This window comes from Agrobacterium sp. B1(2019) (genome assembly GCF_008274755.1).
Taxonomy (GTDB): Bacteria; Pseudomonadota; Alphaproteobacteria; order Rhizobiales; family Rhizobiaceae; genus Agrobacterium; species Agrobacterium salinitolerans.
On record NZ_VTPB01000001.1, the window covers coordinates 951,168 to 965,110 of the forward strand.

15 protein-coding genes and 3 tRNA genes are annotated in these 13,943 nt (G+C 58.9%); 7 read left to right on the top strand and 11 right to left on the bottom strand.

Features of this window, described 5'->3' with window-relative positions:
• Positions 1 to 315: 315 nt before the first annotated feature.
• From AGR1_RS04715 to AGR1_RS04725, 3 genes are read right to left on the bottom strand one after another with little or no spacing between them, the layout of a single operon-like run.
• A complete protein-coding gene (locus AGR1_RS04715; RefSeq protein ID WP_149146321.1) occupies positions 316 to 1,524 on the bottom strand; it encodes an ABC transporter permease in 1,209 nt (402 codons plus the stop codon).
• Positions 1,514 to 2,233, bottom strand: coding sequence for an ABC transporter ATP-binding protein (locus AGR1_RS04720; protein WP_149146322.1), 720 nt, complete (start codon positions 2,231 to 2,233; stop codon positions 1,514 to 1,516). Before AGR1_RS04720 ends, AGR1_RS04715 begins: the two co-directional genes overlap by 11 nt.
• A gap of 14 nt (positions 2,234 to 2,247) precedes the next feature.
• On the bottom strand, positions 2,248 to 3,546 hold the full coding sequence (locus AGR1_RS04725; protein ID WP_149146323.1) for an efflux RND transporter periplasmic adaptor subunit: 1,299 nt from the start codon (positions 3,544 to 3,546) through the stop codon (positions 2,248 to 2,250).
• 238 nt (positions 3,547 to 3,784) lie between these two features.
• On the opposite strand from AGR1_RS04725, the gene AGR1_RS04730 reads away from it, so the two are divergent.
• Complete coding sequence (locus tag AGR1_RS04730; protein WP_080790473.1) at positions 3,785 to 3,940, top strand: hypothetical protein; 156 nt, start codon at positions 3,785 to 3,787, stop codon at positions 3,938 to 3,940.
• A 233-nt stretch (positions 3,941 to 4,173) separates the two neighbouring features.
• Here the strand turns inward: AGR1_RS04730 and AGR1_RS04735 are convergent, their stop codons facing one another.
• The 3 genes from AGR1_RS04735 to AGR1_RS04745 form a co-directional block, all read right to left on the bottom strand.
• Positions 4,174 to 5,427 carry an MFS transporter gene (locus AGR1_RS04735; protein ID WP_080790475.1) on the bottom strand — a complete coding sequence of 418 codons (1,254 nt, stop codon included), beginning with the start codon at positions 5,425 to 5,427 and terminating at the stop codon, positions 4,174 to 4,176.
• Positions 5,428 to 5,635: 208 nt separating this feature from the next.
• A tRNA-Arg gene (locus AGR1_RS04740) sits at positions 5,636 to 5,712 on the bottom strand.
• Between the two features lie 49 nt (positions 5,713 to 5,761).
• Entirely contained in the window at positions 5,762 to 6,067 is a 306-nt protein-coding gene (locus tag AGR1_RS04745; RefSeq protein WP_003507982.1) for an ETC complex I subunit, read from the bottom strand.
• 266 nt (positions 6,068 to 6,333) lie between these two features.
• Here AGR1_RS04745 and AGR1_RS04750 point away from each other — a divergent pair.
• Positions 6,334 to 6,410 (top strand) — tRNA-Pro (locus tag AGR1_RS04750).
• A 52-nt stretch (positions 6,411 to 6,462) separates the two neighbouring features.
• Here AGR1_RS04750 and AGR1_RS04755 read toward each other — a convergent pair.
• Positions 6,463 to 7,605 (bottom strand): ceramide glucosyltransferase, encoded by a 1,143-nt coding sequence (locus AGR1_RS04755; protein ID WP_149146324.1) that lies wholly within the window; start codon positions 7,603 to 7,605, stop codon positions 6,463 to 6,465.
• Between the two features lie 213 nt (positions 7,606 to 7,818).
• Positions 7,819 to 8,088 carry a DUF982 domain-containing protein gene (locus tag AGR1_RS04760; RefSeq protein ID WP_035262940.1) on the bottom strand — a complete coding sequence of 90 codons (270 nt, stop codon included), beginning with the start codon at positions 8,086 to 8,088 and terminating at the stop codon, positions 7,819 to 7,821.
• A 213-nt stretch (positions 8,089 to 8,301) separates the two neighbouring features.
• Here AGR1_RS04760 and AGR1_RS04765 point away from each other — a divergent pair, with 213 nt between their 5' ends.
• A complete protein-coding gene (locus AGR1_RS04765) occupies positions 8,302 to 8,550 on the top strand; it encodes a BON domain-containing protein (protein ID WP_003522642.1) in 249 nt (82 codons plus the stop codon).
• 60 nt (positions 8,551 to 8,610) lie between these two features.
• Here AGR1_RS04765 and AGR1_RS04770 read toward each other — a convergent pair whose 3' ends face one another.
• Both AGR1_RS04770 and AGR1_RS04775 read right to left on the bottom strand, forming a co-directional pair.
• Positions 8,611 to 9,093, bottom strand: a complete 483-nt coding sequence (locus AGR1_RS04770; protein ID WP_187772041.1) for a DUF192 domain-containing protein — start codon at positions 9,091 to 9,093, stop codon at positions 8,611 to 8,613.
• Positions 9,093 to 9,671, bottom strand: coding sequence for a cold-shock protein (locus AGR1_RS04775; RefSeq protein ID WP_077982058.1), 579 nt, complete (start codon positions 9,669 to 9,671; stop codon positions 9,093 to 9,095). The genes AGR1_RS04770 and AGR1_RS04775 overlap by 1 nt, the downstream gene beginning before the upstream one ends.
• A gap of 192 nt (positions 9,672 to 9,863) precedes the next feature.
• On the opposite strand from AGR1_RS04775, the gene AGR1_RS04780 reads away from it, so the two are divergent.
• From AGR1_RS04780 to AGR1_RS04795, 3 genes are all read left to right on the top strand, one after another.
• Positions 9,864 to 10,304, top strand: coding sequence for a VOC family protein (locus AGR1_RS04780; RefSeq protein ID WP_077982885.1), 441 nt, complete (start codon positions 9,864 to 9,866; stop codon positions 10,302 to 10,304).
• A gap of 156 nt (positions 10,305 to 10,460) precedes the next feature.
• Positions 10,461 to 11,735 carry a YcbK family protein gene (locus AGR1_RS04790; RefSeq protein ID WP_187772042.1) on the top strand — a complete coding sequence of 425 codons (1,275 nt, stop codon included), beginning with the start codon at positions 10,461 to 10,463 and terminating at the stop codon, positions 11,733 to 11,735.
• 160 nt (positions 11,736 to 11,895) lie between these two features.
• Positions 11,896 to 12,639 carry a glycosyltransferase family 25 protein gene (locus AGR1_RS04795; RefSeq protein ID WP_080790483.1) on the top strand — a complete coding sequence of 248 codons (744 nt, stop codon included), beginning with the start codon at positions 11,896 to 11,898 and terminating at the stop codon, positions 12,637 to 12,639.
• A 194-nt stretch (positions 12,640 to 12,833) separates the two neighbouring features.
• Here AGR1_RS04795 and AGR1_RS04800 read toward each other — a convergent pair.
• Positions 12,834 to 12,909, bottom strand: a tRNA-Lys gene (locus AGR1_RS04800).
• A 282-nt stretch (positions 12,910 to 13,191) separates the two neighbouring features.
• On the opposite strand from AGR1_RS04800, the gene AGR1_RS04805 reads away from it, so the two are divergent.
• Positions 13,192 to 13,938, top strand: coding sequence for a cytochrome c biogenesis CcdA family protein (locus AGR1_RS04805; protein WP_089153212.1), 747 nt, complete (start codon positions 13,192 to 13,194; stop codon positions 13,936 to 13,938).
• Positions 13,939 to 13,943: the final 5 nt, after the last annotated feature.

Genomic DNA, 13,943 nt, shown 5'->3' on the forward strand with positions numbered 1-13,943 from the left:
GCTTGCCCCCTCATCCGGCCCTTGGGGCCACCTTCTCCCCGGCGGGGAGAAGAAACAAGCGGCGCAGCCGGTGTCCTTCCAGAACTGTTGATACTCCCATCAATTAACTTGCTTGCTCCTTGTCAGCGTCGCTGAGACGGGTCGAGCGGGTGCGTTTTCGCCTTCTCCCCGCGGGGGAGAAGGTCGCGGCAGCGGGTTGAGGGGGCAAGCTCTCGGTTCATCGCTGACGTTGCTCCCTCATCTGACCCATCAGGCCATCTTCTCCGCGGTGGGAAAAGAAACGAGCAGCTATGCCGTGCGACGGGGCCTAGATTTTCACTCGTGCCTGAGCGCCTCTATCGGGCTTAAACTCGCCGCCCGCCGTGCCGGGAAATAGCCGAAAATCACCCCGATGGCCGCTGAAAAGGCGAAGGCGAGGAAGATGATTGACGGGCTGGTGACGAAGGGGACGTTGAGGAAACTGACAACACCGTAAGCCAGCCCAAGGCCGGTGAGGATGCCGACGATGCCGCCGAAGGCCGAGAGCATCACGGCTTCCACCAGAAACTGTGTCAGCACCTGTTTTTCCAATGCACCGATCGCAAGCCTAATGCCGATCTCACGCGTTCGTTCCGTTACCGAAACCAGCATGATGTTCATGATGCCGATGCCGCCGACCAGCAGGCTGACGGCGGCGACCGCTCCGAGAAGTCCGGTGAGAAGCGTCGTCGTTCCGGTCATGGCCGAGGCGATCTGCGTCATGTCGTTGACGGTGAAATCATCCTCGCGGCCGATGCCGATGCGGCGGCGCTCGCGCAGCAGGTTCTGCAGGTCGCTCTGCACCTTGGCGGTGGAAACGCCATCCTGCGCCGAGACCATGATCGAGGAAATGGTGGTGGTGCCGCCGATGCGCCGCTGGTGAATTTTGAGCGGCATGATGATGGTGTCGTCCTGATCGTCGCCGAGGCCGGACTGGCCTTTTCTGCCCAACACACCGATGACGGGGCAGGAGATGTTGCTGACGCGGATCGTCTGCCCCACCGGGTTTTCCGCGCCGAAGAGTTCCTGCCGCACCGTTTCGCCGATGATGCAGCCGATCTGCCCGCCGCGATCTTCGGCGGGCTGGAAGTCGCGCCCCAGCGCTATCGTCCAGTCCTGCGCAATCAGATAATCATTGGTGGTGCCGATGACGCTGGTCTGGTGGTTCTTGCCGCCGAAAATGACGGTTGCGGCGGAGCTGCGGTTTTGCGGCGCGACGGCGCGGATGCCTGATATCTGGTTGCGGATGGCCTCGACATCGCGATCATCGAAGCGCTTGGCCTCGGTGCTGGCCCTTCCGGGGCCGAACTGGCCGGGGCGCACGAACAGCATGTTGGTGCCGAGCCGCGACAGTTCCGATTTCACCTGTTCAGTCGTGCCATTGCCGATGGTGACCATGGCGATGACGGCGGCCACGCCGATGACGACGCCGAGCACGGTGAGGAAGGAGCGCAAAAGGTTGCGGCTGATGGCGCGCAGCGCAAGACGCGACGTTTCAAAGAACATCGGATGTCTCCTTTTTATCCGCCGCGCTGTCGGAGGCGAGGCGGCCATCGACGAAACGCAGCAGGCGCCCGGCATGGGCAGCAATGTCCTCTTCATGGGTGACCATGACGACCGTGATGCCTCTATCCCGGTTGAGCGAGGTGATGAGTTCCATGATCTCGTTGCTGGTCTTCGTATCGAGATTGCCGGTCGGCTCATCGGCCAGAAGCAGGGCCGGGCGAGTGACGATGGCGCGGGCAATGGCCACGCGCTGCTGCTGGCCGCCGGAAAGCTCCTGCGTGGTGTGATCCTCGCGTCCCTTCAGTCCCACCTGCGCCAGCGCCTCCATGGCGCGCGCGCGCCGCTCCGAGGCCTTCATGCCGCGATAGACCAGCGGCAGCTCGACATTCTCGACCGCCGAGGTGCGCGAGAGAAGGTTGAAACCCTGAAACACGAAACCCAGCATGTGACGGCGCAGCAGCGTCAGGTGCTCGTTGTCGAAGGCGCTGGTTGGCACGCCCTGGAACAGATATTCGCCTGATGTCGGCACATCCAGGCAGCCGATGATGTTCATCGAGGTGGATTTTCCCGAGCCTGATGGCCCCATGATGGCGACGAATTCCTTCTCGCGGATCGACAGGCTGACGCCGTCGAGCGCGCGGATCGTCGCTTCGCCGCGGCCATATTGCTTGACGACATCGCGAAATTCGATGAGCGGCGGCTGTTGCATGCGGTTCTCCTGCGTCAACCGGCGTTGCGGGCCGTTGCGTCGGTAATCACCTGGTCATCGGCTTTCAGCTCGCCCGATTTCACCACGGTATGCTGACCGTCAGTGGAGCCGGTTTCGATGGCGACGGAGACGGGATTGTTGTTGCGCAGCACCCAGACCGTTCGTTTACCCGTCGCCGCCTTCGCGGCGTCGCGGCCCTGCGACCGGCCCATGCGGGGCGGGCGGAACAGGCTCATCAACCCGCCGCCACGGGAGGCGGATTCGCGCGGCGGCGTATAACGAAGCGCTGAATTCGGTACCAGCAACGTATCCTTGATTTCTTCAACGACAATATTGGCGGTTGCCGTCATGCCGGGGCGCAGCAGCAGTTCTTCATTATCGACAGTCAATATGCCCTTGTAGGTCACCACGTTGGAAACGGTTTCGGAGGCGAAGCGGACAGTCTCGATCTCGGCCGGGAATTTGCGGTCCGGATAGGCATCCACATTGAAGGTGGCTTTCTGCCCGGTCTCGACCTTGCCGACGTCGGCCTCATCCACCGAAACCTGCAATTCCATGTGGCGCAGATCGCCGGCGATGGTGAAGAGAACCGGCGCGTTGAGCGAGGAGGCGACGGTGGCGCCGGGATCAACGCTGCGGGTGAGGATGACGCCATCGATGGGTGAGACGATCTTGGCCTTGCCGAGATTGACTTCGGCGAGCCTCAGATCCGCTTCCGCCGAAAGCACGGTTGCCTCATTCACCTCCAGCGTTGCAGCGGCGGCATCGTGGGTGAATTGTGCCGCATCCAGATCCTGCTGGCTGGACACACGGTTCTGCACAAGCGATCGCAGGCGCTCCATGGACGTCTTCGCCGAGCCGAGATCGGCGCGCGCCTTCAGCACGTTGGCCTTGGCGGAGGCGAGTTTGGCGCGGGCGCTCTGGACGTCGGCCTCCAGCTTGTTGGTATCCAGCTCCGCCAGAACGTCTCCAGCCTTGACCGGGGTATTATAGGTGACGTTGACCTTGCGCACCGTGCCGGACAATTCGCTTGATATATCGACCTGATCCGTCGGCTGAACCGAACCGGTGGAGGTGACGATGACTGACAGATCGCCCTGACGCGCAGGTTCCGTGGTGTAGTTGTAAGCAACACCCGCCGCGCGCGACTGGTAATAATAACCAAGGCCGCCGCCGATCAGAATGATGGCCGCCGCGACATAAAGAAACCGGCGCGATTTCTTCTTTCGGCCGTTTCTGTTCGTTCCCAGAATCTCCCGCAGATCGGGCTGGCTGTTTTTGATATCGCTGCCACTCGTATTGGCGTCATTCATTCTCGTCACCCGCAAAACTCAAAATGCCACAGAGGGTTGTTTCCGCTCTGCGGTTTGTCCGTCCATCCGTCGCCGTTGTATTCCTCTGATTGTGGGAAGTGACATAGCTTGCCCCAAGGGTGAAGTGAAAACTTGGTAATATTTATGATAGTTCTGGTCTGCTAGAGATAGGTATTGGAAAAGCCGATGCCATCTTTAGGGCGGAGGTTTCAGCAGCGATATTCAGGACGATGATGAAATGAACGACAACGTGGTGAAGTTCCGCAAACCGGTGCCGCCGAAAAAACCGCGCGAACCGCTTGGGCCGAAAGCGAAGAGGGCGCTGACGATTGTGGCTGTCATCGCGTTTTTTGTGGCGGCGTGGGGGTATTTCACGCTGATGGGGCAGGGGTAGGGGGCTGGCGCTGGCGTTCTTGCTGGAGGAGGGTGGAAGGCGCAAGTATGCAAATTGACTAAAGCGGGTGGGCGCCGCGGCTGGTTCTGATGATGGCTATTGGCCCAAACCGGTCATTCGCCGACGCAGAAATCGGTCGTGAACTCTGATTTTTGCGACAGAGTTTCGCAACGAAAATTCTTGATCCCTCTGGAAAGCCAAGTGCGTCGCAGTATTCATGCGACAACCGGCCGTTAAACCTGCGCGATGGCGGTCTCGTGTTCAACCGGCAGGGCACGTAGTCCCGGCACTGGCGAAAGCAGGATAATCAGCAACTGGATCAAGAATCCTCCTGTTGCCAAGAATAGACATGCTGCAACGCCGAAGTAGCCAGCGACTAAAGCGCCGAGCGCAGCCCCGAGTGGCCTTGACCCATAGGTGGCGGTCATTATTAGCGCCGAAACTCGACCAAGCATGATGTTTGGCGTAACCGCCTGACGCAGTGTCATCGTCGTTATGCTCCAAAGGATTGGCCCGACGCCGAACACGAAGAAACTGATACATACCAGCCAAAACGAAGGAAACCAGAGTGTTAACAACATGAGGAAGGCCCCACAAAATCCTCCGAGCGGCCCCAGAACAATCATGGTTCCAATCGAAAAGCGTCGTGCAAGGACTGGCACGATTATGGCTCCTACAATCATGCCGACACCATCAACTCCCAACGCAATGCCTACCTGGGTAGCACTCAGGCCGAGGTTTTGGACGGCGTAGGCAACGAAGACCGCCATCAAAATCACCCACGCGGTATTAAAGAAGATCGCGGTAAACAGGATCGGAAGCAGGAATTTATGATGTGCAACGAACGTCGCTCCTGTCTTCAGGTCTTGTATCGGGTTGCTGAAGGGGCGTGATGTCATGTTGTCTTTTGGAATGCTTGCTAGATACAGTGCGGCCAGAATGGAGAGCACTGTTGCAAACACATAGGCGGTAGAAGCGCCGGTCCAACCGACCAACGCACCGCCAAGAGCGGGGCCGGCGGCAAAAGCGGCGCTGCGCACCAATTCAAGCCAGCGGTTCGCATCGCCAAGTCGTGCACGGGGTACAATTGACGGAATAATCGCTGGAGCGGCCACGCTGTAACAAACCGTCCCGACGGCCCCGATGAAGCCGAGGACCGCAAGTAGCGGTACATTCAGCAGCCCAAATGCCAGAAGAAGTACAACAACGATAAGGGAAGTACTGCGCAGGACCTCCGATCCCACCATCAATATTTTGCGCGAGGCCCGATCCACGGCAAGTCCGGCTGGAATAGACAGCAGCAAAAACGGAAGGGTTTGCGCCATTTGCAACCAGCCCGTTTCAACCGGCCCCGCACCAAGCAACAAAACCGCCGCCAATGGAGCCGCTGCCAACGCTATCTGCTCGGAAAACTGTGCGAAGAGATTCGACCAGCCTATGCGTTTGAATGCAGAGGGAAGTGGCGCAGAATGGATGGAGTTCAACATCGTTTGTCCTCATGTTCAATACATGAGGACAAATGGCCTGATCTACAGAGCCACAGGCCACCCGTTTCTTGCGGCTAAAATTTCATTGTCGCGAAGACCCCAATTAAAGCGACATTTGTTTTCCTAACTTTTGCGACGTCGCAAAATTGGGAGTTTTGCGGCAGGCACACTGTCAGACCCAACCATTCTTCATTTACAAAAGGGAAAGTGGCGACCCCTGCAGGACTCGAACCTGCGACCTACTGCTTAGAAGGCAGTTGCTCTATCCAGTTGAGCTAAGGGGCCGTCATGCCGGGCAGTTGATGCGCCGGCAGAAATCTTCAATGGGCGTGTTTCAGTGCGTCCAGGGCTGGGTGCGATTGAAACGGAAGTTGTCGGTGTAGGAAACCACCTTGCGGGTCGCTTCCTTCGGCTGGATGACGCGGTATTCGATGCCCTTGCGCTGGGCATAGGCTTCGGCCTGTTCCTGCGTCTCGAATGTCAGCTTGAGCTGCTGCTTCATGTCGGAACTAGAGGTATAACCCATGATCGGATCGATCTTGCGCGGAACCTCGGCGTCGAATTCCAGAACCCAGACATTGGTCTTCGCCTTGCCGGATTGCATGGCGGTTTTTGCAGGGCGGTAAATCTTCGCAGACATGTCGAAACTGCTCCGGTTGGACAGCGGGGCGCAATACCCCGAATTGTTCATCACGTACCTGAATAGAATAACCAAATCGTGTCAGGAACGTTGAATTTGAAATGAACTGACTTCAGGTGAGAGTCAAGACGATTATCCCCTTGCCGTCCGATCGCGTGCTGCAGTTTCGAGGTTACGTTTTGCTCATGGGGACCTGGGCTGAACAAAGATGAATTTCCCTGTTGCGCAGTCTGGGTGAACCGTGTATTCCCCAGCCATCGCCTCGGCGGAGTGTAGCGCAGTCTGGTAGCGCATCTGGTTTGGGACCAGAGGGTCGGGAGTTCGAATCTCTCCACTCCGACCATTTTAAAGCAAAACATCAGCTTTCCGGCGTAACGTCTTCCAATAGCTGTTATTTATTCCGCAGACGGGCCGGCCAGGGTGCTCTCTGCCGTGCCGATCGTCATGACATTGCCGCGCCATGCCACCGCGCTGCCGATCCAGCTTCGCGCCCAGACGATGGGCATGATCATGTCGCGGGCGATCATCGCCGGCAGCGTATGGAGCGATACCGGCCAGCGGTTGAGGGCCGCGAGCGCAAGTTCCGGCACGTACATGAGGGCGAGGACGGCAAAGGTGGTTGCGGCGAGGTTTACATCCATCATCGCAGCGGCGGCGAGCGCGAAGAGGAGCGGGGGAAGCGCGCCGGTGAAGATTTCCGGCGCGAAATATTGCGGGAAGGTCACGCGTCGCAACCGCGCCCAGCGGGTCTGTCGCGACCAGATCTCGCCGGCATGGCGCTGGCCGAGCGGCTGTTCGAAGGGGGCGCAGACCAGATGCACCTTGCGGCCGGAGCTTCGCACCAGCTTCGTCGAAGCGGCGTCTTCGGCGATTTCAGCGGCCAGCGCGCGGATGCCGCCATGCTCCTCCAGAAACGGTTTGTTCCACAACATCGACTTTCCCTGTGCGAAACCCATGCCGATCGCTTCCGCCGCATATTGCCAGCGGCCCTGCGAGCCGTTGAGGAAGGCGCATTCCACATGCGCCCAGAAACCCGCAGGCCTTGAGCCGAGTGGCGGTGAGCAGACCAGCCCGCTATCCTGCCGCCAGGCCGACATCATGGTCGCAATATAGGATTTTGGCATCAGCACGTTCGAATCGGCCAGAATCACCCATTCATGCCGGGCGGCCCGCCAGCCCTTGACGCAATTGTTCAGTTTCGGATTGGCGCTGATGCGGTCATCGCCAATGAGCAATTGCATGGAAACCGAGGGAAAGGCGGCTTGCGCTTTGCGAACTTCCTCGATCACAGGATCGAATTCATCGGCGACGCAGAACAGCAGCTCATAGTCGGGCCAGTTGAGTTCGAAGGCGCGCGACAGCGTCAGGGACGTGAAGTTTTCGACGCCGCGCAGCGGCACCACAAGCGAGACAGCCGGCTTTTGCCGGACAAGATCGTTTTCCGCGTCGGGTCTCGTCAGTCGCCAGCCGGCCAGAACGATGCCGAGAAGATTGAAGCCGAGGAGCAGAATTGCGCAAAAGGCAAAGACAGTTTCCATGCTGGCCAGTTCCACTCCCAAGCTTCGGCGGTCTGCGCGCCAATCGATTCCATGGAATTCGTCTCTGCCGATTATAACGTTTGCGTGACAGTTACATGTCATCGTCGGCTTGTGGGAAGGCAACGCCGTGCATCAAGGCGTCGCAGAAGCTGCGTGCGCAAAAGAAAAGCCCTCCGCATAGAAGGGCCCAATCGTCATGACGGTCGATAAATTTTAGTGCACGTTCAGGATATGGGCATGACTGCTTGCGACGAGAAACGATTCCCGTGCTTTCTCGATGTCGCATCTGCCCGCGATGGCATCGAGGCAGTTCCTGCGCGCCTCTTCATATTCCGGCCCATGCTCCTCGGGCCAGCGGTACATCAGCATGTCCAGCGCCACCAGCGGGCTGTAGATTTCCACGGCGACGCACAGCGGCAGGTGGATCGCCACCGGCTTCATCCACGAGGCGTGGTGACACGGCTCTGTTCTGTTAATCAGCATGTCATTTTCCTCCCTGTTTTAGCTGTCTTGGAGGGCGTTCTCTCTCCTATGCGCGAAATGCCTGCCTCACGAAATGGTTCCCGATCACCAAAAATGTGATCGGTCAGGGGGTTCCAATTTTCCAAGATGAATGGAAGATGAACAAACAGATGAACCGGAGATGAACAAGACCGCCCTCAGGGCGTTGTTATGTCCATAAGAAGGAGAACGCACATGTTCAATTTGTCAGGCATTCAGGAAAGCTTCTTCGGGGACCGCATGGCCGGCGTATGTCAGGCAATCACGTCGGCTCTGGCCTTCGAATCCGGGCTAGAGAAGTCGCGGATTTCGGCAACTGTCGAAAATGATGTGATCTATCTGGAAGGTACGGCCGATTCGGTCGAGGCGATCGACATCGCCATCAACCTTGCCGCTTCCATTTCCAATTGCCGGATTCTGAGCCATATCGAGCCGGTCTACTGACTATTGCGCCAGCCGGGCGAAACCTCGTCCGGCTAATTCTAACGCAATAACGCGGCAATGTCATTTCCGGTTGCCGATTTGCGCGCTGCGAACCATATCACCCGGCTTGATGCCATAGCGCTTCGCAGTGCCGCCATTGAGTTCAAGCACAAATTTTACCGGTCCGCGGGAGCTGATGATTGCCTCCGAATGCGGAACCGCGTTTTCGTGAATATGGGTAATACGGCCGTCACGGCCGATAAAAAGCATGTCGAGCGGAATAAGCGTGTTCCGCATCCACATGGCCACGTCACGCGCTTCGCCGAAATCGAACAACATGCCGTTTTCAAGCGGCATGCTCTTGCGGAACATCAGCCCCTGTTCGCGCTGGGCGTTGTTCAGCGCCAGTTCGGCAGTGAAATCGTGGCTCTTTCCCCCGGCGGTTTCAATCTGCAGCGGTTCGGAGGTGAAAGTCTGCTGTTGCTGAGCCTGGGCGGCGGTGGCCAGCGTGAAAAAAAGAAGCGCCATAACGGCGCTTTTCACCATATGGGGCAGGGCGGACATCAATGCGACATCCCGATGGAAACCGGGTTGTCAGGGTGGATTTCCGCCGCCATCAGGCCCTTGTCGCCATCGCCGTAACGCACCAGCACCACCTGGCCGGGGCGAAGCTCCGTCAGGCCGAAACGGCGCAGCGTTTCCATATGCACGAAAATATCTTCCGTTCCTTCGCCGCGCGTCAGGAAGCCGAAGCCCTTGGTGCGATTGAACCACTTGACGATGGCGCGCTCCAGCCCGCTGGACGGCGTTACCTGCACATGGGTACGGACCGGCGGCATCTGCGAGGGATGGACGGCGGTCGACTGGTCCATGGACAGAATGCGGAACGCCTGAAAACCGCGGTCGCGCCGCTGGATGAGGGCGACGATGCGCGTGCCTTCAAGAATTGTCTGGTAACCGTCGCGGCGCAGGCAGGACACGTGCAGCAGCACATCCTGTGTGCCGTTGTCGGGCACGATGAAGCCGAAACCCTTGGCGACGTCGAACCATTTCACGACGCCGGTGATTTCGGTCAGGTCCACGGCATCGCCCGAAAGGTCCTCGACATCGACTATCGTTTTCGATGACATCCTATCAGCCATATCCTGCCAACCCCTCAATTACGCGCCATACACCGGTCAACTGATTCCTGTGCGCCAGATTAACATCTTGGTAACGGTTTCACGCAAGCCCTAGTTTTTGATTTACGCAGCTGCTTTTATGTCGCCGTCCTTGTCCGGGGCTTGCCGTCACGCGTTTAACGGCTCCGGACCCGTGTAATGGAGAGGAAGAAAATGCGGTATCTGCACACAATGGTTCGCGTCAAAGACCTTGGCGAATCACTGAAATTCTATGTCGACCTGCTCGGCCTTACGGAAATACGCCGAATCGAGAACGAAAAAGGTCGGTTCACTCTGGTGTTTCTTGCGGCGCGCGATGACATTGCTGCGGCGAAGGAAAACAAGGCTCCCTGCCTCGAACTCACCTATAATTGGGATACCGAGGATTATACCGGCGGCCGCAACTTCGGCCATCTGGCTTACGAGGTCGACAATATCTACGATTTCTGCGCGCATCTGCAGCAGAACGGCATCGTCATCAACCGGCCGCCGCGTGACGGGCACATGGCCTTCGTGCGCTCGCCGGATGGTATCTCGTTCGAAATTCTGCAGAAGGGCGAAAGCCTCGCACCAGCCGAACCCTGGATATCTATGCAGAATACCGGTTCCTGGTAGGGATTTTCCGGTGAGCAGCGGCGTTTTCGGGTGCTCTTGCCTTGTCCCAAGGGGATGAGGCATAGTCCGCGAATCAAAACGGCCAGTCCCGTTTTGGGGAAGCACACGCGCCCGTTCCCGTGTTGCTGTTGGAAATGCAAGATACGGAGGCCACCCATGAAAACTGTCGAGAGCGCGAAAGGACGTCTGCTTCGTCAGCGTCTTGTCATCGCGGTTTCACTGCTCGGGCTTTCCGGGTGCGTTTCGGCGGTGACCGACGAAGAGATGGCCGCCGCGACCAAAAAGCCGGAAATTTCCACGCAACAGAAGCCGCAGACCGCCGCTTCAACTGCGGCGGCCGGCGCGCAACCGGGACATTATGTGGATCCGGCCGTGGCGTCGGCGGCTGGAGCTGCCGCGCCGGTCCAGCCTCAGGCGGCGGGCGGCCCGGCGCAGGCCTATGGCGCCGCCCCCGATATCGCCGGGTTGACGACGCAGCCAACGGCGATCTCCGCAGGTACGGCAAGCATTTATTCGACCGCATCCGCCGCCGCCGCGCCCGTCGGTGCCGCAGGGGCGCCGGGCGCCGCCGCGGCTACGGGGGCACCTTCCCAGAGAATCACTCCCGCCGTCAGCAGCGTCTATTCGGCGCCGGTGCAGGCCGCGCAGCCGCAACCGGCGGCAGCGCCGGTTCAGGTCCCGCCAGCCGGACAGGCGTCGGCGGAGCAGCACAGCGAAAATCTTCAGCCGGCTCCCGTACCCCTTCCGCAATCGGCATCTGGACAGCTCGCGACGGCTGCCGCGCAACCAGCCGCCGGCGCCGGAGCGACCGGCGAGAAGCAGGGAGCCGATGGGCAGGGCGTGACGCTTGCGGCATTTTTTGCCGGTGCGGCCAAGAAACGTCTGCCGAAAATGATTGAAAGCGGGACTGCGGGCAATACGCAGGTCGCTGCGCTTCCCGGAGCTGCGGACGGGACGATGGGCATTGCGCTTTCCGGCCGCTCGGTGATGTCCGACGAATTCGACGATGCCCATATCGATGAAGAGGATGACCAGCCGACAGGCCTGATGAAACTCGCTTCACTCTCCGGCCTCACCCGCGTCGCCCCGAACGGGCTTTTCCTGCAGACGGACCGTGTCGAAGTCGGCTGTTTCAAGCCGGAACTGGTGCGGATGATCAAGGATGTGGAGCGCCACTATAACAGACCGGCGATCGTCACCTCGGGTTATCGTCCGCCGAAGGGCATAAGGCGGGGCTCCAAGCACTATACCTGCGACGCCGCCGATATCCAGATCAAGGGCGTCTCCAAATGGGAGCTTGCGACCTATCTGCGTTCCCTGCCGGAACGCGGCGGCGTCGGCACCTATTGCCACACCGAGTCGGTCCATATGGATACGGGTGAGCCGAGAGACTGGAACTGGCGTTGCCGCCGTACTGCCGCGCGTAAATAATTTCCAGCCAATTCTTGATGATTAGGGAATCCGGGGCGTTGCGCCCCTGAGATTCGTTTGGGATGTCTGTATGCGGACACCCTCCCGCCTCCGAATGGACGTGTGGCACGCCATGCTGTAGGAGACGGTTTCCCATCTCCATGCTTATGGTGTCCTGCGAATGCTGCCGATTTCCACCTTTCCCGTCTACATCATCTCCATCGCCAGAGCCCGCGCACGGCTGGAGAAAATGTTGAACGGCGCTTCGGGCCTCGGGCTGGATTTGCGTCCGGTCGAGGGCGTTGACGGCAAGACCATTCCCCCCGCCGAATGGACGGACTTTAATCGGCGCGGTTTTGAACTGCGTAACGGCCGCCACGCCTTGCCCGGCGAGTATGGCTGCTACGCCAGCCATATAAAGGCGCTGGAAATTTTCTTGGCGAGCGACGCGCCGATGGCGGTAATCGTCGAGGACGATGTCGCCTTTACCCCGGACTTTTCCGAGCGGGTAAAAGCCGTTGCTGCGATCATGCCGAAAAATTCGATCGTGAAACTAACCAATCACCGCCGCAGCGGCTTCAAGGGCAGGAAGACCAGCGCTCTCGGCGACACGTTCGGGCGCTGCATCTATGGCCCACAAGGATCGTCAGCCTGCTATATCATCTCACGCGGCGGTGCCGAACATTTCCTGAAAGCCGCAAGGGTGATGACGCTGCCCTTCGACCGGGCGCTGGAATGCGGCTGGGGTTATGGCACGCATGTCTACGTGACCGACAAGGATTTCCTGCCGTTTGGCGATCCGGACACGCTGGTTGGAACGCGCGCCGAATATCGCGGCAGCAAATTTGCCCGGTTCCAGCGGGTGGCGGCTTATCTCTCAAGTTTTTACGACAATATTGCGCGGTATGTTTATGCCTATCGCTAGCCGCGAGCATGAGGGCATGTCGGCTCCCCGTCTGATAACGGCGCATTGGGGAGATTGATATTCCGTACCCGGCAAAGAGAAGGTGCGGTTATTTACCTCAAAAAAACGCAAGGATGCTGTTTTCCAATCTGTTGCAGATCGGAGGCATACGCGACAAGAAGTCATCTAAGTTATTGATAAATCGACTGTTGAGGTGGTGAGAGCGCAGGGATTCGAACCCTGGACCTACTGATTAAAAGTCAGTTGCTCTACCGGCTGAGCTACGCTCTCCCGTGTCGGGGCTTGGTTGCCCTTCGGAAGTGCGCGGAACATAGGTAGAGCGATCCGTTCGGTCAACCCAAAAAAAGCGGTTTCGACAATCAATCCGGTTTTTTTTGTCGCACCCCCGAAAAGGTGATTGGAGAGAGGGGGCGGCTGGGGATAAAACCGGCTTCAGACATGTCGGCTGGACGGGTGAAATCCTTTTGCAGCAATGACATGCAGGAAAATGATGCGTGAAGCGGCGGCGAAGCTCGAGAATCGCGGCGGCTTTGCGGGATGCGGAGTTCTTTGTTGTCGATTGCCGATATTTCCCTGTTCAGCGCGCTTCTGGCCGGCGCTCTTTCGTTTCTGTCGCCCTGCGTTCTGCCGCTGGTGCCGCCTTATCTCTGTTATATGGCGGGTGTTTCGGTCGAGCAGTTCAGGACGGAAGATACAGCACCCCGGCCGGAGATTCGCAGGGCCGTGCTGTTTTCAGCCTTCTTCTTCACGCTCGGTTTCGCCACGGTCTTCGTGGCGCTTGGGGCAGGCGCCTCGACGATCGGTACGCTCCTGCGTCAGAATCTGGATATTCTCGCCAAGGTTGGTGGTTTCATCATCATTCTGATGGGTTTGAATTTCCTCGGCGTGTTCCGCATCGGCCTGTTTTCGCGCGAGGCGCGGTTTCAGGGGGCGGGCAAGCCGGCCACGCTGTCCGGGGCCTATGTCATGGGCCTTGCTTTCGCTTTCGGCTGGACGCCCTGCATCGGCCCGGTTCTGGGGGCTATTCTCGGCGTCGCCGCCGCGCGCGATACGGTTGGCGACGGTGCGGCGCTGCTTGCGGTCTATTCTCTTGGTCTTGCGGTGCCGTTCTGGATCGCGGCGGCGTTTTCCGGCTCCTTCATGCGTTTCCTCGTCCGCTTCCGCCGCCATCTTGGGCTCGTGGAAAAGCTGCTTGGCGTGTTGCTGGTGCTGACCGGTCTCGCTTTCATGTCCGGTTTTATCACCAATGTGGCGATCTGGTTCCAGGAGACCTTTCCGATCCTGATGCAAATCGGCTAAGCCTC